At 50.7% G+C, this 23,143-nt stretch carries 6 protein-coding genes; all 6 read left to right on the top strand.

The window, feature by feature from the left end:
• Window positions 1–50: 50 nt before the first annotated feature.
• The 6 genes from B212_RS0119350 (at window position 51) to B212_RS0119325 (ending at window position 23,140) form a co-directional block, all read left to right on the top strand.
• Window positions 51–338, top strand: coding sequence for a phosphopantetheine-binding protein (locus B212_RS0119350; protein WP_019912660.1), 288 nt, complete (start codon window positions 51–53; stop codon window positions 336–338).
• A 302-nt stretch (window positions 339–640) separates the two neighbouring features.
• A complete protein-coding gene (locus B212_RS0119345) occupies window positions 641–1,363 on the top strand; it encodes a thioesterase II family protein (RefSeq protein WP_019912659.1) in 723 nt (240 codons plus the stop codon).
• 178 nt (window positions 1,364–1,541) lie between these two features.
• A complete protein-coding gene (locus B212_RS0119340) occupies window positions 1,542–9,944 on the top strand; it encodes a type I polyketide synthase (protein ID WP_019912658.1) in 8,403 nt (2,800 codons plus the stop codon).
• Entirely contained in the window at window positions 9,937–10,593 is a 657-nt protein-coding gene (locus B212_RS0119335; RefSeq protein WP_019912657.1) for an HAD family hydrolase, read from the top strand. The genes B212_RS0119340 and B212_RS0119335 overlap by 8 nt, the downstream gene beginning before the upstream one ends.
• An 18-nt stretch (window positions 10,594–10,611) precedes the next feature.
• Window positions 10,612–14,910 (top strand): beta-ketoacyl synthase N-terminal-like domain-containing protein, encoded by a 4,299-nt coding sequence (locus B212_RS33290; RefSeq protein ID WP_019912656.1) that lies wholly within the window; start codon window positions 10,612–10,614, stop codon window positions 14,908–14,910.
• Window positions 14,903–23,140, top strand: coding sequence for a hybrid non-ribosomal peptide synthetase/type I polyketide synthase (locus tag B212_RS0119325; protein WP_019912655.1), 8,238 nt, complete (start codon window positions 14,903–14,905; stop codon window positions 23,138–23,140). The genes B212_RS33290 and B212_RS0119325 overlap by 8 nt, the downstream gene beginning before the upstream one ends.
• The last annotated feature ends 3 nt before the right edge of the window (window positions 23,141–23,143 follow it).

The following is a 23,143-nucleotide window of genomic DNA, read 5'->3' as shown; positions in this document are numbered from 1 at the left end:
ATCCCGCCCAAGGGCTATCGGTAAAATCCAAAAGTGGAGTGATGCTAATCGTGATAACCAAAAATGAAATTGAAGCCCAATTGGTGCAAATTTATCTCAAACAGATGCAAGCGGTGGGTACTGGAGAGGCAACTGTACAGACAGGCCAAATTGCTTTTTCCGGGGATCAAATCAGCCTGCAGGAAGCGGGAATTAACTCACTTGGGTTTATCCGGTTAGTGGTTGAGATCGAAAATGCGTTTCAGATTCAATTCGAGGATGACATGCTGGACATTGAATTATTTCATTCTATGCAAGATCTGGTTGCTTATATTGAGAGGGAAGTAAACGGGGTGTGAATTGTCCTGTAATTTCTTGACAAGGGTATAGGCGTACGATAATATGTTGGTTAAGGGTTCCAAGTCGAGAATTTTTTGGATAGATAAAGATACTCATAGTGGTAAAACCTTCCTTACAACAGCAGAGTTATAGGGTAGGTTTTTGCTTTATTCTCACAAAAATAACCAGACTGTTCTATTGAAGCTTAGGCACTTTAGAATGACGCAGGGGCCATAAATGGTAGGGTAGTAGTGTATGAAGCAAGATACACGAAATGGCGAAGCTATGCCTCTGAACACGTTAATCAAAAGGAGAATACGCAGTGGGTGCCAGCAACAGTTCTTCAGATGGGATGAAGTTGTTTTGTTTGCCGTACGCGGGTGGGTCTGCTACTGTATTTACTAAGTGGAGACGGGAGCTGGATTCCAGAATTGAGCTGATACCCGTAGAACTGGCCGGGCGGGGGAGAAGGTTCATAGAACCATTCTATCCTTCGTTGCATGACGGGGTGATGGATATCTCGGCTGCTATTATGAATCAAATCGGCGACAACGGCTATTCATTATTCGGACACAGCATGGGCACGTTGTATATATGTGAACTGATGAAACAAATTCAAGCGAACGGCTGGGAGAAACCGCGGCATCTGTTTCTGTCCGGTATGTACCCGCCTCATATTCATGATAGGAAGAAGATTCATCATTTGCCGGATGATGAATTCTGGCGGGAAGTCATCAGGCTTGGCGGAACGCCAAAGCAAGTATCGGAGAATAAAGAACTGATGCAGATTTTCACCCCGGTTCTGAGGTCTGACTACAAGAATGTGGAGAACTATATCACTGAAGCCCCTCAAGTGAAATGGGACATGGATATTACTGTTCTTGTCGGCGATGAGGATGAGATTGCAAGCATGGGGGAGATCCGGCAGTGGAAAGAGTACACGACCCAGGCTTGCTCGATTGTTACGTTTCAGGGAGGGCACTTCTTCATCAACGAGGAAGAGAAGAAGGTCATCGACCTTATTAACAGAACACTAATTGCATAGAATGTGTAAGCATAAATAACCCTCACCATATACAGGTGAGGGTTATTTATGCTGTGCTGCTGCTTATTGAAGGATACAGGGCAGCCTAAAGCCTTCGAAGCACCTCTTCCGCAGAGTTATTCTTCTGTACAGGCATGATTGTTCTCAGCGAAGAATAGGAAAGGAATTGGGAGTTACTATGAGAGATCAAAACAGTGAGCAAGTGTATACCGGCCTGGAAATTGCCGTCATCGGCCTGGATTGTAAATTCCCGCAAGCGGCTGACGCTGGGCAATTTTGGACCAACCTCAAGTATGGAGTCGAAGGGATTCAGTTCTTTTCCGATGAGGAGATGATTCAATCCGGCGTCGATTCTGCTCTGTGCAAGGACCCCAATTATGTGAAGGCGAGAGGCGTTCTGGAAGACATTGAATATTTTGATGCTTCCTTTTTTGATTATACGCCGCTCGAAGCGACAGTACTGGACCCTCAAGTCAGAATCTTTCATGAATGTGTAATGAATGCATTGGACAACGCCGGGTATAATCCCGATACATATAAAGGGCAAATCGGCCTTTACGCGGGCAGCACCGAAAATGCCAACTGGCAGCTCCGGCAGCTTCTGGCTGGCGAGCACCCTACGTTTAATATGAGCTTCCGTGAGTATTTATGTACCTCCATCTCCTACAAATTAAGGCTGAAGGGGCCAAGCGTTACCGTTCTGTCGGCGTGCTCCACTTCGCTGGTTGCCGTCCACCTTGCCAGCCAGGCCTTGCTTAACGGTGAATGCAACATCGCGCTGGCGGGCGGTGTGCATCTCTCGCTCCCTTCCAAGAAGGGGTATTACTACGTCGATGATCTGATCTATTCAGCGGATGGCCATTGCCGCACGTTTGATTCCGCTTCACAGGGAACGGTTATCAGCGATGGAGCAGGGGTCGTCGTCCTCAAAACCTTGCAGGATGCCATTCACGACCGCGATCATATCTACGCCGTGATTAAAGGGTCGGCCATCAATAATGACGGCAATCGAAAAGCGGGGTTCTCCGCCCCGAGCATCAACGGACAAAAAGAAGTGATTGAGGCGGCACTCCAGATGGCTGAAGTGGAGGCGGAATCCATTACTATGGTGGAAGCCCACGGCACGGGCACGAAGATTGGAGACTCCATCGAGATCGAAGCGCTGAAGCGGGCATATGGCACAAATCACAAAGCATATTGCGCCATTGGCTCTGTAAAGTCGAATATCGGCCATCTGAATGAAGCAGCCGGTATAGCCGGCTTAATCAAAACGATTCTAGCGATTGAGCACAGGCAGATTCCGCCCACGATTCACTTCAACAACCCAAATCCCAAAATTGAGTTTGAGGATACCCCTTTTTATGTGAACAATGCATTGACTGATTGGACAGCCGCAGACAATGTGCTGCGGGCTGCCGTTAGCTCCTTTGGCATCGGCGGGACCAATGCCCATATCATTCTTGAAGCACCTCCGCAATTAGAACAGGAGATTGTGGAGCAGGCTCCCCGGTTGTTCGTATTCTCTGCCAAGACCCCAACCGCCGTGCGGGAACAAATCAGGCGCTTCAAGGAGCACTTGAAAAGCAGTCCCAACCTGAGTCTGTCCGATGCGTCCTATACGCTGCAAGCAGGGAGGAAGACTCTGCCCCATCGTGCCTGTATTGCTGCGGAGAGTCATCAGGAGCTGGCAAGTAAGCTTGAGGACAAGACAGTTGCCATCCAATCGGTGGACAAAAGTGAATATGCTGTTCTTTATGTTTTGCCGGATATAGATGGCGATGAACAAGTCGTTCAACAGGCCATCTCTTTATATGCGGGCCACCCCGCGTTTCGCCAGGCGGCTGACACGGCTATGCGCAAACTGGGAGCTTACGGCGGAATAGACTTCCGTACACTGTTCCTTCAGGGGAATAAGAATCAGCCGCAACGCGAGGCTATTCATTTCCTATTCGGCTATGCTGTGGTAACCCTCATGCTGCGATGTAACCATACACCCTTGGGGCTGCTTGGCATCAAGCGGGGCAGTTGTGTAGCAGCCGCTGCGGCAGAAGCTGTGGCACTTGAGCACTCGTTCACTGCATTCATGGAAAGAGGGAGCACGGCCATCACAGAGAATCCCATCAACAACCCTAGTGTGCCGATATTTTCGGCAGCAAGCGGCGACAAGCTGTTGCCGGGACAACTGAAGGAGCCGCATTTTTGGAGCGACACCTGGAATTCTTCTTTTTCTGCAACGCCAGGGATTATGAGCCTCGTGAACAGCCCGAAGACCCTCGTTGCTTATATAGGAACGGAAGTAAACGAGCTTGTAAAAACGTTGGACGAATCTAAGGTGATTTCATTGGTTCCACATGTGGGCACTACTAGAGGAGACCGGGATTTCCTGGAGTGGATAGGGAGACTATGGAGTGCAGGGCTGGGCATTCGCTGGGAAGCGCTGGAGAAGGCAGAGAATAGGGGACGTATTCCGCTGCCCGCCTATCCGTTTGAGCGAAACCGTTATTTTCTTGATGAGGACCCCGTACAACTGGGAGCATCCTTGCTGCAGCAGGTAAAAGGACAGTCAGGACAACAGAAGTCAGCGATGGATTGCTGCTATGCTCCTACCTGGAAGAAAGCAGCGTTTTCCAGCATGAGAAGCAGAAAAGGGAGCAAGCCCTCAGCGATAATTATTCACGATATCGTATTGGAAGAACGCACAATCGAAATATGCAAGCGTTACTTTGACCATCCGGTGTTCGTGGCAAAAGCCTGTAAGCCTGTTTCGGCTGGCGGCTCGGAAATTCAACTGGAGAATAGCAGTAAAAGCGCCTACTGCCAAATGCTTCAGGCCTACCATAAGCAAACCAAGGCATTTCCCCGGAATATCCTGTATTTTGCGCTAAGCGGACATGGCATGGAGGCATGGGATGACAGACAGGGAGAGCTTTTACTGCAAGAAACGTATTATGGTTTATTGCCTCTCGTTCAAGCTATAGGTGAGTGCAACGCAAACGGAATGCTTCAACTGGGCGTGGTCACGAATCATCTTTTTGATGTGCTGGGCAATGAAGAAATAAACCCATGGAATGCGACCCTTCTGGGATTGGTTCGCGGAATCCCGCTAGAGTTTCCGAACCTGCGGTGCCAGCTCCTGGAGATCGGGGATCAAGAGCAGCTCCGCTTGCCCACAGTCGCTGACATCCTTTTCCGGGAAGCGGAGAGCGGTCAGGACGAGATTGCTGCAATACGGGGAAACTCCAAATGGCTTCCCATGTACGAGCCCCTTGCCCCGGGCCAGGATGCCATGCCTGTACTTTCCGATCAAGGGGTATATTTGATTACAGGGGGAAGCGGCGGCATCGGAATGGAGCTGGCCGGTTATCTGTCCCGCCATTGCCAAGCGAGCCTCGTCCTCATTGTCCGGTCAGCGTTTCCGGCGAAGCACCAGTGGACAAGCTGGCTCCGTGAACATGCCGGAAATGATCCGATCTCGGAAAAAATCAGAAGAATTCAAGCCATGGAACAAAGCGGAACACAGGTATACGTCTATCAGTCAGATGTATCGGACTTCCGCCACATTGCACAAACCATCCGGCAAGTCCAGCAGGAAATTGGGCCAATCCAAGGCGTCATCCATGCTGCAGGGCTTCCTGGAAGCGGTTTTATTGAGCAGCAGAGCAAAGAGACAGCGGACCCGGTCATCTTGACCAAAGCGCTGGGTTGCATTCATTTGAATCAAATCCTTCAGGATCAGCCTTTGGATTTCTTTGTGGTGTGCTCTTCGATCAGTACGCTGTTTCCAATTATCGGGCAGTCCGATTATAACGCGGCCAATGCATTTGTTGATGCATACACGGATTATTGGAATCGCCTTGGAAAACATCGGATAACCAGCATCAAATGGGATGTGTGGAAGAATGTCGGGATGGCGGTGAATACAGGGATGGCTCCAGCCCCCCTTAAGGAGCTTGCCCATCCATTGCTGGATTCCTACGTTCGAATGAATGATAAGGATGTCTTTCATTCGAAGCTGAGCCTGCGTAAGCACTGGGTGCTGCAGGATCATCGGACGGAGGAATATGGCGTATTATCAGGTACTGCTGTACTGGAGATGGTTCGGGAGGCTGTCGAAAGCAGCAGCCTGAAGAAGCCCTTCCTTCTGCGCAATATACAGTTCCACACGCCCATCCTGGTTCACACGGAAGAAGAGAAGGAAATCGTGCTTATACTCACCAAGAACAATGAGTTTACAGTATATGGCCGCCTTCCGGAGGAGCATTCATGGGTGCCGCATGTTACGGGAAGGATTGGTTCCGCAGAGCCGCAGGGCAGCACCGTGGAGCTTGAACAGTTGAAGGAGCGCTGCACTCAGCAGAACGTCATCTACACAGAAGCTGATAATCATAAGCATGCAGGCCATCTGATCTTTGGAACAAGATGGCGCAATATTCGCCAGGTTATGGCTGGAACCAATGAAGGCCTGGCCCTCATTGAGCTTCCGGAGGAATACCACAGGGATCTGGAAACCTATCATCTGCATCCTGGACTGCTGGATTCCGCAACAAGCTTTTTGCTGGGCTTCATTAACCGAACCAGTCTGTATATTCCTTTGTCGTATGAATCTCTCATTGTCTATGGGGAGTTGACGAGCCGGGTATACAGCTACAGCAAGTACCTTGACAGTCCTGTGGCTCAAGAGGAGCTGGCCAGCTTTGATATTCAAATCATGGATGAACAAGGCAAACTCATTATGGATATCAGGAATTACACCATGGTAGCCGTATCCGATGCGCTGGCCAATCGGATCAGCACCAATCACGGGAAGCCGCAGCATACTGCCCTCAATATAGATCATTTGCTGGCTCCGTTCCTGGCCGGGCCTGCGGCCGTCTCAACAGGAATCCTGCCGGAGGAAGGGCAGGAAATCTTCGGCCGGGCACTTGCGGGGGAAGCTGCTACAATCATCGTATCCGCGGAACCGCTGGAAACACGGCTCCGCGGGAATAAGAGTACCGATCAACTGGGCAAGCACGGACAACAGCCGGCGACCCGAAAGCTACAGGGGAAACGGCCCGAATTGCCGGTGGCTTATGCTCCTGCCGTGACGGATATTGAGAATAAATTGTGTGCGATTTATGAAAATCATCTCGGGTTTCAGCCGGTCGGCATTGAGGATGACTTTTTTGAACTGGGCGGAGATTCACTCAAAGCCATTCATGTGATCTCCAGCATTAGAAAGCAATTTGACTGCAGCCTGGCGCTGACCGACTTTTTTCAGAACAAAACCATTCAGAGTGTTGCCCGGTTCATCCAACAGGCCAGCCGCGTGAATGAATGGAAGATTGCTCCAGTGGACCCCAAAAGCCACTACCCCACCTCATTGGCGCAAAAACGGATCTTTTTCTTGCAGGGACTTATGCCGGATACGGTGGGCTACAATGAATCCATTTGCGTCTTGCTGGAAGGGAGCTTAAGTGCCAGGAAGATCGAAGAGATCTTCGCCACCATCATCGGGCGCCATGAAAGCTTGCGGACTTCCTTTCGGGTTGAAGATGGCGAGATCGTTCAAATCATCCACCCTCAGGTTGACTTTACACTAATGGTGACGGTAGTGAATGAGGATGGGATTGAACAAGCCGTGGACAGGTTTATTCAGCCGTTTGACCTTGCTCAAGCACCGCTTATCCGTGTCGGTTTGCTCCAAGCCGGGGAGCAGCGTCATCTTCTGGTCGTCGATATGCACCATATTATTTCAGACGGCACATCCATTAATCTGCTGGTCAAGGATTTTGCCGATCTGTACATGGGGAAGATTCTGCCGCCACTAGCCATTCAGTATAAGGATTATGCCGAGTGGGAGCAGGGATTCATTACGACTCCAGCCTATCAAGCGAAAAAGGCCTACTGGCTCGGGAAGCTGGCGGGGCCGCTGCCTGTCTTGACTCTGCCAACAGACTATCCGCGTCCGTCTTCCCTGAGTTTTCAAGGCGGCCTGATCACACTGGAGCTTGGCCGCCCGTTAAGTGAGCGCATCAAAAAGTTCTCCCAAGAGCAGCAGGTTACCTGGTTTATGACCATGCTCGCTGCGTATTATGCATTGCTCGCACGGCTTAGTGGAGAATCCGATATTTTGGTAGGCATTCCACAGGCCGGGCGCAATCATGAAGATGTACATGAAATGGTAGGCATGTTTGTTAATTCGCTGGTGCTGCGGAATCAACCGGAGAGAGAGAAGCCGTTCCTTGTTTTTTTACAGGAGGTAAGGGCAAGCTTGTTGGAGGCTCTGGAAAATCAGGATTTTCAGATTGAAATGATTGTGGACCAGCTTAACTATAAACGGGACCCGAGCCGGAACCTCCTCTACGACACGATTTTTAATTATCAGAGCATGAAGAATCAGACAGAGACGGAAGTCAGCTATCTGCATGACATTAAGCTGTCACCGTATCCGATGACCTCCACAACGGCCAAAGCCGATCTGAATATTCATTTATATGAAGTTTCATCCGGTATTTATTTGGAGTGCTTCTACCGGACGGATCTGTTCAAGCAGGAAACCGTTCAGTACATTTTCGAGGAATATCGCAGATTGATTGAAGCCATTCCACAGCAGGCCGGCACGGCCATTGGGGAATTACCGGTCTTCAGGCGGAAAGACATTCCGCTGGCAGGAGGCAGTGTATCACCATCCGCTAACCTCCAATCTTTCCATTCCAACGATCCGGCAGAAGGTCTGGTACAGCGGTTCGAAGCGCAGGCCGCCGCATATCCGGCTCATATTGCTGTCAAATACCGTGAAGAATCATTGAATTACCGCCAGCTTAACGAACAAGCGAACCGGATCGCCCGCCGTATAAGGGAACTGACAGGAGAGGGAATTGGAGAGCGGCCGGTAGCTTTATTGTTCGGGAACACGATTGAAATGGTTGCGGCGTTGGCAGGGGCGATAAAGGCAGGGGTTCCTTTTGTACCGCTGGATCGCAGCGCTCCACTGCAACGCTTGATCCATATGGTCAATGATGCGCAGACAGCACTCATCCTCTCTGATTCAGAGAACGTGTCCATTGCCCATGAGCTGGCGGAAAGAGTTAATACCGGATTAACGATTGTCAATACCGCAGAGGGATTGAGCGGCATCTCTGCGGAGAATTGCTGTGTCTACCCGGATGGTAATCAAACGGCCTTTATTCTGTATACGTCAGGCTCCTCAGGGATACCGAAGGGGGTGGTCCAATCGTACAGAAATATCACCTATTACATTGCCCGGTTTACGGACTCCTTAGCTGTCAATCATGAAGATCGGATCGCCCTATTAACTACCTACAGCCATGCCATCGGCATTCTGGATATATTGGCAAGCTTGTTGAACGGGGCGACGTTGCATTTAAGTGATCTTAAGCTGGACGCCAGCATACAGCGATTCAGCAGATGGCTGAACTCCGAAGGGATTACCCTTTATCATTCTGTTCCGTCCGTCTTCCGGTTCCTGATGAAGAATCTGCCCGAAGATGTCAAACTGCCTTCGCTTCGTATGATTTTATTGGGCGGAGAAGTTGTTACCCGAGCGGATTTTGAGCTGTACAAGAAGAACTGCGCCGAACACTGCTTGTTTGTTAATTTTCTGGGATGTTCCGAATTGATGGTGATTTCCTTTTACATACTCGATAAGCAAAGTGAAGTGAATCATGCGAAGCTTCCAGCCGGGTACGCAGTGGATGGTATTGAAGTGCGAATTGTCGATGATACGGGCAAGGAGGCCGGTTGTTTTGAAGTCGGACAGCTTCTCTATCAAAGCGAATATCTCTCCCCAGGTTATTGGAATCAGGCTGAGGCAACGGAGAGGGCATTTGCTTATGGACCGGACACCGGAAGGAAGAGGCTCTATCGAAGCGGAGATTATGGCCGGCTGCTGCAAAATGGCTGTCTCGAATATCACGGGAGAAATGATGCTCAACTGAAGATTAGGGGCTACAGAGTGGATCTCAATGAAATTGAAAGCACACTCGATCACATTCCCTTTATTCAGCAGAGTATGGTCGCAGCGGTGATGGATCACGAGGGAGAGCCGGCAATTGCCGCCTACTATGTATTGAAAGAGCCGGCTGCAGAGAAGGAGATTATCCGGGTGCTGCGGGAACAATTGCCCGCGTATCTGATTCCCCGTTATTGGCTGGAGCTGAAGTCCTTCCCCATGATCGGGCCGAATAAAGTTGACCGCAATGCCTTGCCTACGCTGGATGCCATGGAGCCAAAGAATCTCCGGGATGAATATCAGCCTCCCCGCAATGAGATGGAGAATATGCTGGCCAGGCTATGGGGAGAAGTGCTCGGCATCCAGCGTATAGGAGTAGATGACGGTTTTTTTGAAATCGGCGGCCATTCATTGCTGCTCATGCAGGTCCAGAACAATCTGGAGAAGGAGCTTAAGATATCTATTGAGATGGCTGACCTTTTCAAATATCCAACTATTAGTTTGCTGGCCTCGTTCTTAAAAGACAAACATAGACACAACGATTATCTGAACCAAAGCAAGCAGCGCGGAGAGCTCAGAAGAAGCCTGATGGGAAATCGCAGAAAAGGGGAGCAGAATCATGAATAACGCAGTAGTCTTTGACTTCGATGGAGTGATTATTGATTCACTGGAAGTACAGCGTACAGCCTTTTTCGAGAGCTTTCGCCTGGTTTCCGATGGTCCGCTCCCTTCTTTTGAGGAATTCCTTGGGCACAGCGGGGATTCCATACCCAATATTTTTATGAAGATGGGCCTGTCGCTTGGCATGACAGAACATTACCGGAGGATTGCCAGAGAAAATATTCATTTGATCGAAATAATAGACGGCATGGAGGAGCTGCTCCGGTACATTAAGGATACAGGCTGGCTCTGCGGCCTGTGCACGGGCAAGGATCGGCCTCGGACTTTGCAAACCCTGAAGGAACACGGGCTAATCGGCTATTTTGATACAGTGGTTTGCTCCGATGATGTCACCCACCCCAAGCCGCACCCGGAAAGCTTGCTGTGCACCGTCGACCAATTGCGTACGACCGTCGATCATTCAGTTTTTGTAGGCGATGGAAAGAACGATATCATTTGTGCGCGTGAGGCGAAGATGCGAAGCATAGCTGTCGCCTGGGGACATAATCCGGTAGAAATTCTCCAACAAGAAGCCCCCAGCTATGTCGCGTATAACGTGGAGGAATTGCGCCAGGAGCTGCAAGCTCTTTTTCTGCACACTGAAGTCTCATTATAAGCAGCAGGAGGGATTGAATTGTTGGATGATGACGCGATGCAGTCAAAAATTGCAATCATAGGCATGGCCTGCCGTGTTCCCGGAGCCGATACTCCTGCAGACTTTTGGCATCAGATTGTCAACGGTGTTGAATCCATCAGGACATTTAAGGATGAAGAATTGGCCGCAAGCGGCATTTCAGCGGATATTCTGAATCATCCCCAGTATGTGAAGCGAGGCGCGGTTATCGAGAATGCCGACTATTTTGATGCGGACTTCTTTCGCTACACGGCAAAGGATGCGGAAATTACCGATCCCCAACACCGGGCGTTTCTGGAATGTGCCTGGGAGGCGCTGGAGGATGCCGGATGTGTGCAGGACCTGGAGAAACATTTGGTGGGGGTATATGCCAGTTCGTGTATCAGCTCCTACGTGCTGAACCTGTATTCAGATCCCGAATTGCTGGGCAGGCTTGGACACGTGCAGATTGGAATCGGCAATGAAAAGGATTTCTTAGCGTCAAAAGTCTCGTATAAGCTGGGACTCAGCGGCCCTTCCGTCAATGTCCAAACCGCCTGCTCGTCCTCTTTGGTAGCAGTCCATCTGGCCAGTCAAAGCTTGCTGAACGGAGAATGTGATCTCGCCTTAGCGGGCGGAGTCACTATACGGAGCGAGCAAAGGGCCGGGTATATGTATCAAAAGGAAGGAATGGTATCGCCGGATGGTCATTGTCGTGTATTTGATACGGACTCCAAGGGGACTGTATTCGGAAATGGCCTCGGAATTGTTGTCTTAAAGCGATTGGCGGACGCAGTCCGGGACCGGGACAACATTCAGGCTGTGATCTGCGGCACGGCCGTCAACAACGACGGAAATCAAAGAATTGGTTTCACAGCGCCAAGTCCGGTGGGGCAGGCTCAAGTGATTCATGAGGCACTGAGTGTGGCCGGCGTTGCTCCCTGCGAGATCAGCTATATTGAAACGCACGGAACCGGGACGGAGCTGGGGGATGCCATTGAGATCAAGGCGCTTAAGGAAGTGTATCAGGCGGAGAAGAGCTCCGCTCAGTTTTGCGCGATTGGTTCAGTCAAGCCGAATATCGGTCATCTTGATACGGCCGCAGGCATCATTGGCCTGATCAAAACTGCGCTGGCTATGAAAAACCAGGTAATCCCTCTATGCATCAATCATGAAACACCCAATCCGAAGCTTTCCTTAGAGGAAAGCCCTTTTTATGTGAACACCATTTCGCGGCCCTGGAAAGAGGTAAGTGCTGCACCGAAGGCAGGGGTAAGCTCTTTTGGCATTGGAGGAACCAATGCACATCTTATTCTGGAAGAGGCGCCTTCCCTATCTTCAGAGGCCTCGGCACAAGAGAATCATATCTTTCTGTTTTCCGCCAAAACGCTGCAATCTTTGGAGCATACGTGCAGGAAAATGGCGGATTATTTCGGCAAGCACCCCACTCTTCATCCTGCCGATGTTGCCTATACGCTGCAGACCGGCCGCGAGCATTTTCCTTATCGGCAAATGGTTGTCAGCTCCTCGCTCGAGGAGGCTGCGCAATGGCTCAGAACCGGTCCAGGCCAAGTGGAATGCCAGGGGAGGGAGGAGGTGCCTGTCGCCTTGTCCTTTTCTGCACAGCAGCGTGATATGTTGAAAATTGGTTATGAATTATATCAAAGAGAAACACGTTTTGCATCTATTATAGATGCGTATTTCAGGGATGAGCTTGTTCTCCACACGCTGTCCGGGCTCGATTTGCCGCGGATTGTGGCAGCTTCCCCCCTGGAACATCAGGAATACCTGTACACGGAGCTAGGGCAGTTCATCTATCAATGTGCGCTTGCCGATTACTTGATTTCATTGGGCATTCCGAAGGAAGTGCTTATTGCGGAGGGAAATGGAGTGTTTCCGGCGCTATATGTCTCCGGCTCGCTCGGCATGAATGATCTGATCCGAATGATCCTTATCATGCAGAGAGTGTCCAATGCAGCCGGAGAGCAGCAAGCCTTGCTTGAAATCGAGCTGGCTTCTTTGCTGCAGACGCTGCCCTTCCAGACTTCGGAAGCGGTAATGATTGTTGGTGGAATTCAGGTAGAGGAAGAAATGCTCCGCCGTAAGGGATTTTGGCTGTCCTGCGGCCAAGACGTTAGCTGGCCCCAAACGGCCCGTCTGCCTGGGCAAGGGGACAGGCTGCTTATTAAGATAGGCATGGAAAGCGGGACAGACGGGGCGACGGAGGTTATGGGCGCAGTTTCCTTACTGCGTCAACAGGTTCGCGGTGAACCTGCGGATTCTATCTTTTACAGAAAGCTAGGAGAGATATGGATGAATGGCTTGACCGTTAATTGGCGGCCGTTCTATCTCAAGGAGAGCAGAAAGCGTGTCACACTCCCTACGTATACTTTTGACAGGCAACGATATTGGTATGAGAGGAAAGAACAAGTCCCGAAGCCCGCTCCGCGAAAAAAAACGCCTGAAAAGTGGTTGTACCGTCCGGTCTGGAAGCAGTATTCTGTCTCCCCTGACTCCAGGCCGGAGACTAACACAGCGGATACGCTCCTGTTGTTTATTGATGACAGCGAATTGGGGCAGGGCATACAAGAATCCCTGTTAGCACAAGGGAATAAAGTGTGTACGGTAAAAATAGGGAACCGCTTTGGTCAGCTCAACCCAGGGCAATACGAAATGGACCCCGGCAACGCAGAGCACTATCTTCAGGTGTTCCGGGATGTATTTCAGACTGTCCAGCCAGTATGGAGAATCGTTCATATGTGGAGCAGCGCGGAATACTTGCCGAGCCTGGGCGGTTTTTACAGTCTGCTGCATATGGGCAAGTCCTTTGGCATGATCGAGATTCACCAGCAAATCCAATTAACGGTCGTAACGTCCGCTTTTCAATCCATTATGGGCAATGAGGTCTTGACCCCGTCACATGCAGCGGCAATCGGTGCAGTACATGTGATTCCCCAAGAGCTGCAAAACGTTCGCACTGCATTAATAGAAATGGGTGGGGAGGATATCGGCAAGCAGGATCATGAGGTCGTGGCGCTTCTGGTGGAAGAAATCTTAAAGCCTGGCCCGGAAAGATTCCTGGCGGTCCGAGGCAGACGGAAATGGGTCCGCACTTTTGAGCCTGTGCAGATGGAGGCTTCAATAGCTTTGACACAGAAGCCGAGCGGAGTGCATTTGATCCTTGGAGGATTAGGCGATATTGGTCTGACTGCGGCCAAGGCTTTGGCCGAACAAGGTGCGGGGACCCTTATTCTAACTGGAAGAGCCGTCTTCCCGCCAGAGTCGGAGTGGCAAGAACGGCTTGCCCTGTATCCCGAGACCGACCGCATCAATCAAAAGATCCGCAAAATAATGGAAATTCAGGAACGGGGAGCACAGGTATATCTTTATCAAGTGCAGGTAAGCGATGAGAAGCGGATGAACGAGCTGTTTACAGACATAGAGCGTACACATGGCAGAATACAGGGAGTTATCTATTCGGCAGGTACTGTCGTAAACGATTTCTTCCACAACTCAATATCCAACATTACCCGGGAAATGTGCGAAGCCGAGTTTGAGGCAAAGATGAGGGGACTTATCATTCTTGAGCGGGTGATTCGTGGGACAGAAATAGAATACTGTATGGTTAATTCATCAATTTCCACGATTCTTGGCGGAATCGGATTAACCGCCTATACGGCTGCCAACCAATTCATGAATAGCTTTGTTCAGATGATGAATCAACAGCAGAGCCGGACCAGGTGGATGGCTGTAGATTGGGATGCATGGAACTTCTCAGCTTCCGCTAAGCCGGGCGGCACAACCGTTAATGAACGCATGGATCAGTTCATTCACCCGGCCGAAGGCGGAGCGATCATGAAGTCTCTGTTCCAGATTATAAACAAGACGGAGCATATTGTGGTTTCGGCTACAGAGCTTGAACCGAGGCTCGCTTTGTGGGTGAACCATTCGCGGAATAACGAACCGCGCGGCAAATGGGAAAGCAGCAAAGAGCTGTCCATTGAACAGCTATTGCGGGAGAGGATAAAGGATGCAACAGGCCTTGCCAACATGGGGGCGGACGAGAACTTTTTTGATGCAGGAATTACTTCTATCGACATTGTCGGCATGAATGACTCCATCCAGCAGTATATCAACAGACCTATCCTGATTTCCTCCTGGTATGAATATCCGACGATCAGGAAACTGGCGGGTTACCTGAAGGGCGAAGAACAGGAAGCACGCAGTGCTCAGGCGTTTGACCGTACCGAGATCGTCCATAGAGGGATGGATAAACTAAAAATGCTGCGGAACAAAGGAAGGGAGCTTCAAAATGGCTGATCCATCACATTACAACGGATTGGAGATAGCGGTGATTGGCTTGGCATGCCGATTTCCGGGAGCAGACAACCGCGAACAATTCTGGAATAATCTGAAGGACGGACTGGAATCGGTTACCGTTTTTACGGATGAGGAGCTAAGGCGTGAAGGCGTCAGCGCTGAGTTCCTAAATAATGAGAACTATGTAAAAGCTGGATCGGTTCTTGACCGGTTTGAGTATTTTGATGAACGATTTTTTGGCTACAGCCCCAAAGATGCTCTGGTGATGGACCCGCAGGTTCGGCTGTTTCATGAGGTGGCCTGGGAATCGTTGGAGGACGCAGGGTACGTTCCCGATACTTATCCCGGTTTGATTGGCGTGTTTGCCGGGGCCTCCAGCAACTACAACTGGAATGCGAGAGTCTATTCCTATGAAGGTGAGCACCGGGACGTCTTTTCGGAAATTCAGTTGAGCAATAAGGATTTTCTGGCCTCCCGGATCGCCTACAAGTTCAATCTAAGAGGGCCGAGTATGACAATCGCCACAGCCTGCTCCACATCGCTTACGGCGATTCACGCGGCGTGCCGGAGTCTGCTGAGCGGGGAATGTGATATGGCGATTGCAGGCGGAAGCTCGATCTTAATTCCGCATCGAAGCGGATATTTATATCAAGAAGGTCATTTCCTGTCCAAAGATGGGCATATCCGGGCATTTGATGAACAGGCATCAGGCATTTTGTTCGGGAACGGAACCGGCGTGGTTGTACTGAAGCCTTTGGAAAATGCGCTTGCGGATAAGGATCACATATGGGCGGTTATCAAGGGCAGCGCGACCAACAACGACGGGAACCGTAAAGCGGGTTATATGGCACCAAGTGTAGAAGGACAGCGGGAAGTGATAAAGAGCGCGCTGCAGATCTCTGAGGTCGAACCGGAAAGCATTGCCTACATCGAGACGCATGGCACCGGAACTCAGCTTGGCGATTCCATCGAGTTTACGGCGCTTCGGCAAATTTTTCATACCAGGCAGTCGTCTTGCCTGTTGGGTTCCGTCAAGAACAATATTGGACATTTAGACGCCGCTTCCGGGGTAGCGGGATTTATGAAAACCGTGCTGGCACTGAAGCACAGGCAGATTCCGCCAATGATTAATTTTTCAAAGGGTAACCCGATTCTGGAAATGGAAAAATATCCGTTTGCAATCAATACCAAGCTGCTGAATTGGCCGCTGTCCTCCTATCCAATGCGGGCGGGAGTCAGCTCCTTCGGTGTGGGGGGGATGAATGCACATCTGGTATTGGAGCAAGCGCCGGAGTCCCAGGAGGAAGTGGAGGAGGATATACAGCCGCAGCTCATCTTACTTTCCGCGCAGAGTATGGAATCTCTGGAGAACATGACAGAGAATCTGGCGCATCATTTGGAGGAGCATCCGGATATCAGTATTCGGGATGTTGCCTATACCCTGCAAGCAGGCAGGAAATCCTTCGAATTCCGCAAGCAAATCGTCTGCCGGGACAGTAAACAACTGATCGAGGGCTTACGCAAGCAAGGTGTCCGGCAGCCGCAGGTGTACCGGGCGGGTGAAGCACCTGAGCAAATTGTGTTCATGTTCCCGGGGCAGGGCGCCCAATATGTCAATATGGGAAGAGAGCTATATCACAACGAGCCGATATTCCGCAGGTATCTGGATCAATGCTTCGCGGTTCTGCGGATGCATTCGGAAACAGACTATCACGCCATCCTGTTTCCAAGCGGCGAAGAGGCAGAGCAGGCGCGGGAATGGATGGCCCGGCTGGACCATAGCCAGGTCATCCTTTTTATTTTTGGATACGCGCTCGCAGGCTTGCTCATGGAATGGGGAATCAAGCCGGATGCTGTGGTTGGATACAGTCTCGGTGAATATATCGCCGGTGTGATTTCCGGGCTGTTGACACTGGAGCAGGCCATCCCATTGATTCTCAGACGGGGTCAGCTCTTTCAGCGGCTGCCGGATGGAATGATGCTCAGCATTCCGCTCCCGCTGGGTAAGGTTCTGCCTCTGTTAGGCGACTCGCTTGAGGTCGCAATTGATAATCAGGTATCTTGCGTGGTAGGCGGCCCCGTCAATTTGGTGCTTGAGCTGGAAGAGAAGCTGAAGCAGAGCAAATGTGTCTGCACGCCGCTCCCCTTCTCCAAGGTAATTCATACGTCCAGAGTGGAATCCATTCTGGATGACTATCGGGCGGCTATAGAGTCGGTGCAGTTCCAGCCGGTGAAGCTCCGGTTTATGTCCAGTGTGACCGGAGACTGGGCCGGGACAGAGGAACTTGCCGCAAGCCAGTACTGGATTGATCAGTTGAAGGAAAAGGTTTCATTCGTGAAAGCGATCCAGCATTTGGCCGATAAACGCACCCTCTTTATCGAGATTGGACCAGGGCATGATCTAAGCGCATTGGTCAAACGAACGTTTGGTTCCGATCCCCGTATACAGGTGCTCAACCTCATCCCGATTGGCAGCAGCAAGGTTTCGGAGCAGCAGCATTTGTATGACCGGATCGGCAAGCTGTGGCAATATGGCTATTCGGCGGATTGGAGCACATTCAGCCCGCGGGGCAGACGCATACCGCTGCCGACATATGCGTTCCTGCGGAAGAAATTCTGGCTGGAGGAGCCCTCATTTCCAGGCCGGGCTGGCAGTCAATCCTATCGTATGAACCGCAAAAATATAGAGGATTGGTATTATCTCCCTTCCTGGAAACGGCACACGCCGGTCAATTCGGCCCCCGCCTCTCAAGCCATGCCTGAGAGGCGCAGGCTTATTTTTTGTGACCCAAGTGCCACAGGTCACCGCATGGCCCGGAAATGGAAGTCGGTCAGTGAAGGAAGCGTTGTGGTCTATAAGGGAGAGCAGCGTGCCAAATGGAGTGCAGACGAGCTTGTAATCAATCCGGCCCGGGACGAGGATTACGAATGGCTGTTCCACGAACTGTATGCCGCTTCATTTATCCCGGATGAAATTATTCATTTATGGAGTTTATCGTTTCAGCAGAAGGAAGTTCATTCTCTTGTCCCGGATAATTGTCTCGACGATGGCTATTATAGCTTGCTTGCGATTGCCAAAGCGTGCGTACAGCAGTACTGTGAGCATCCGCTTGAACTGAAAGTAATCTCCAATGGTGTCTGTGAAGTGATGGGGGGCGACGGTGTATTTCCGCATAAGGCCACCATGCTGGGACCTGTAAAAGTCATTCCGCTTGAATATCCCGCCCTGCGCTGCAGCTTTTTTGACTTGGAGCTGATGCAAGACGACTCCGGTTGGGACCATCTCAGCGATGTACTTGTCCCTCAGCTTGCAGCGGCGAAGTGGGAGGGCGTTGTGGCTGTTAGAAACAATAGCTTTTGGGTACCAGCCTATAATGCGGCGGCATTCGATGCCCATCATGCCATGAAGATTCAACCGGACGGACGGTACTTGATTACAGGAGGACTTGGCGGTATCGGCCTTGCTGTTGCCGGGTTTTTGGCACGGCAAGCCAAGGTGGAGCTGGTCTTGGTAGGACGTACGCCATTTCCTCCAAAAGAAGAATGGGCAGGCTGGAGCGCTCCTCATCTTGCCAAGGAGATTCATCAGTTAAAGGAAATAGAGAATTCCGGGGGCACCCTTCATATTCTCCAGGCTGATATCAGCGATCCGGCTCAGGTTCAAGCGTTGCTGGCACAGATTGAGCGTACGATGGGAGCGCTGACGGGGGTGATCCATGCTGCCGGAGTGGCAGATGGTGAATTCATACAACGCTCCACACGGGAAAGTTCCAAAAACATGCTGGCGGCTAAGGTAGACGGTACGCTGTTGTTGTATGAGGCACTGCGGGGGAAACCCTTAGACTTTTTTATTTTGTGCTCATCGCTGAGCGCATATCTTCCCGCAGTTGGGCAAGCGGGATATTGTGCAGCCAATGCATTCCTTGACGCCTTTGCATTTTATGCCCATGCGCATAATTCCGGGTTTCCTGTCTTGTCAATCAATTGGGAGCGCTGGCGACAGACCGGAATGTCGAGAAGGGTCGAAGCTTTGCATAAGGAACTGACTGGATCGGAACTGGAGCAAGCGATTACAGAAGAAGAAGGTCTGCAGATTTTGTCGCGGATTGGGAGTCTCGCTTTGCCTCAGGTAATCATTTCTGCCTTTGATATGAACGAAAGGGTCCGGGTTCATGAGCAGGCTGGGTTACTTCTAGATTATGAGGGAGCAGAAAGTTTTTCTCATCGTCAGCCTGATGGAGAGATATTTGAACGGCCCAGCTTGACAACGGAGTATGCCTCACCGCGAAATGAGCGGGAACGGGAGATCGCACAGCTATGGGAAGCGCAGTTCGGGGTACAACCGATCGGCATTGAGGATAGCCTGTTTGAATTGGGAGGAGATTCAATCATGGCCCTCTCAATTCTGGCAAGGGTCCAAAAGCAATGGAATGAGCATATCCCGATGGCGTATTTTATCAATCACCCGACTGTAGCCGGCATCAGCAGCTATATGGAGCAAACCATGCCAAGCGTGCCGGACAGAGTCGGACCTGCTGCAATTAGAGATTATTATCCGCTGACCTCTGTTCAGAAACGTGTGTATTTCTTGCAAAAGATGCATCCCATGACGACGGTATACAACAATCCGGGGATCTATCAACTGGACAGCGATATTGATATCGGCCTGCTCCGCCAAATCTTCCAGAAGATTTGGCAGCGGCACGAAATCCTACGAACTTCCTTCGGCTTTGCCGGAGAAGAAGTCGTTCAAACGGTTCAACAGAATGTTGCATTCTCCATCGAAGAGCTGGACGGGCGCGAAGGCGGCATGGATGAGATAATCGCTGGATTTATTCGTCCGTTTGACTTGGAGAAGGCTCCACTGCTGCGTGTGGGCTACTTGAGCGACAAGCGTATTTTGCTGATCGACATGCATCATCTCGTATCGGATGAGATGTCGTACCGGTTGCTGATTAATGATTTCCTTGCCTTTTATGAAGGCCGGGATTTGAGCGTATTGCCTGTGCAATTTAAGGATTACGCAGTGTGGCAATCGGAAATGAAAGACACTCCAGCGTTTGCAAGCCACCGGCAATATTGGCTGGATCAATTCTCGGACGGGGCGGGTGAAACGAAGCTGCAGTTGCCGCTCGATTTCAAGCCGCCTCTCATTCAAAGCTATGAGGGCGACTTTATCCGGTTTGATGTGGATGCCCACACAAGCAGACGGTTTAAGCAAATGCTGAAGACAGAGGGCGTAACCTTAAATATGGGGCTGCTGGCGTTGTATGCAGTGGTTCTTTTTAAGCTATGCCAGCAGAACATGGTTATCATCGGCACCCCGGTATCGGGGAGAAAGCATACGGATTTGGAAAATGCCATCGGCCCATTTGTAGACACGGTTGCGTTGAAGCTGGCCATGGAAGCCCAGGCTTCCTTTGCGGAATTTCTGCAAGAGGTCAAGATGAGGTTATCCTCTGCTCTGGATCATCAGGAGTATCCATTCGAAGAGCTGATAGGCAGCTTGGACCTGGAACAGGACTTGAGCCGTAATCCATTGTTTGAAACGATGTTCAGCTATCGGGACGTATACGATAAGACCTATCAAATCGGCGGTGTGCGGGAGATTACCTCGTTGTACAGACACAAGACAGCGATGTTCACGATCAGATTTACCGCTTGGGATGAAGGGCCGCAAATCGGCTGTGAAATTGAGTACAGCAGCACAGTGCTGACGAAAGAGACGATGCAGCGGTTTGCCGGTTTTTTTGCGCATCTCATGCAACGGGTGCTGAACGAGCCTGCCAGACCGCTGACCGAAATTGCGATGTTGACAGATATTGAAGAGCAACAGATTCTGCATGGTTTTAATCAGACACAAAGCATTGTAGAGCCTGGGCAAAATATCATTTCGTTATTCGAGCGGCAGGCGGAGGAGCGTCCGGAGAAAATTGCCGTTGCCGCGGGATTCACCGCAATGAGTTATCTGGAGCTTAACCAGTCTGTAAATCAGTTGGCTCATTATTTGCAAAAGAACGGCGTTACCCCGGGAACTCCGGTTGGGATATACATGGAGCGCTCACCGGATGCGGCTGTCGCCATACTCGCTGTGTTGAAGGCGGGGGGCTGTTATGTGCCGATAGATCCCAGCACTCCAATCCAGCGGATTCTTCACATTAAGGAGGAGGCTGGGCTGGCAATCATGCTGTCCGCCAGTACTATAACAGGGCAAGCGGAGCTGCAATGCCGGAGAGTGATAATGCTGGACCGGGAGCGAAAGGCAATTTCACAGGAGTCATCAGACAACCTGACCAGCGGAGTGGAGGCTTCACAAACAGCCTATATTATCTTTACTTCCGGTTCCACCGGCCAGCCGAAGGGGGTGAAGATCCCGCATCGCGCATTGACGAATTTCCTGCTCTCCATGCGGAAAAAGCCCGGGATGACAGCGGAGGATAAGCTGTTATCGGTAACAACCCTTTCGTTTGATATTTTTGGTCTGGAATTATTTCTGCCGCTGATCTCGGGAGCGCTCGTTGTCCTAGCGACAAACCGGGAAGCGGCCGATGGCAGAATTCTGGGCCAGTTGCTCGCAACTCACGGAATTACGGTTATGCAGGCTACACCGGCTACGTGGAAGCTGCTGCTGCTGTCCGGATATGCCGGCAGCAGCCGGTTGAAGGCGTTGTGCGGAGGGGAAAGCTTACCGCAGGATGTGGCCGGGGAGCTGCTTCCCAAAGTAGGCTCGCTGTGGAATATGTATGGGCCTACAGAAACAACGATCTGGTCATCCGTTGCCGAGATCACCGATGCCGGACATATCCCGATCGGAAAGCCGATTGACAATACACAGATTTACATTCTGGATCCGGACAAAAACCCGGTGCCCTTAGGCGTTTACGGAGAGATGTATATCGGTGGAGCCGGGGTGGCAGACGGGTATGTTAACCATCCGCAGTTAACGGCGGAGAACTTTGTAGACAATCGTTTCAGCTCGTTGTCTGCCAAGATGTACAGAACAGGTGACATCGCACGTTTCTTGCCGGATGGCAGCCTCCAATGCGAGGGCAGAATGGATGACCAGGTGAAGATCAGAGGGTTTCGCATTGAGCTGTCAGAGATCCGGGCAGTTATTGCCGCTTATCCGGGGATCAAAGACAACGTTGTGGTTCTCGAATCGGAACCGGAGACCAGCGATAAGAAGTCTATAACCAGCTACATGGTTCCCGCAGGACCGGAAGCGGTCGATATCAATGAACTGAAAAGTTATCTGCTGGAAAGGTTGCCGTCCTACATGATCCCGACGCAATATTTCATCATTGATGAAGTCCCGCTGAGTGCCAATCAGAAAATTGATAAGAAAAAACTGCGGACGATGCAGCAAAAGCTTCTGGTGTCTGCGAAGGTATTTAAGGAACCGGTGTCGGAGGCGGAGAAGCAGATCAGCTCGATATGGCGGAAGCTGCTGCATAAAGAGACTATCAGCATCACCGATTCTTATTTTGACCTTGGCGGTACTTCAATTACTGTGGTTTTGCTGCAGGAGCAATTGAGGGAAGCTTTTGGCATACCGCTCCAGGTAGCCGATATTTTTTCGCATCCTACGGTTGAACGCCTGGCCGGCTTCATTGAAATGAAGATTAGTCCAGATACCTCCTTCCTGCTTAAGGGAGTGCAAATGCCTTCGGGATACTATCTGACAGCTAATGACAGGAATGAGCAGATGAAGCTGAGGCTAGAGCTGGAACCGGCAACGGCGCAGAGTCTTTTCCATATCGCCGATTCCCATGAGATGAGGACGGAAGAGGTCATCCTGTCGCTTTTGTTCTATGTCTTAAATCAGATATCACGCGAAGAAATGATTGAAATTGCTCTTCTGGATGGCAATAACGGGGTACATCAGGCGTGCATTGATTTCTCGGGACTGGAAGACTTTGATTCGCTTTTCATACAGATTAAAGAAAAGCTCAGTGCTATTCAGAATCAACGTTTACTGGCAGAAAGCACCCGGGTAGAGAAGAAGGATGAGAAAAATCTGTTCCTGCTGTTCCCGCTGACCTCATCTGTGGCCCCCAGCTTGGCCTTCCCGTTCAATGCGCTCTGGACATGGGAGATCAGCCCTAAAGAGGGAATTATCGTTCAGCTTGAGTATGACGGACTGCTATGGAAAGCAGCAGCATTAAGAAAAGTGGTTCAAGGCTTCACACAATTAGCCAATCAGTTGGCGAGTCGGCTCTACATTCCATGAGTT

Source organism: Paenibacillus sp. HW567, from assembly GCF_000374185.1.
Taxonomy (GTDB): domain Bacteria; phylum Bacillota; class Bacilli; order Paenibacillales; family Paenibacillaceae; genus Paenibacillus_AQ.
Note: the sequence above shows the minus strand (reverse complement) of the source record. Positions and strands in the feature narration are given on the sequence as shown.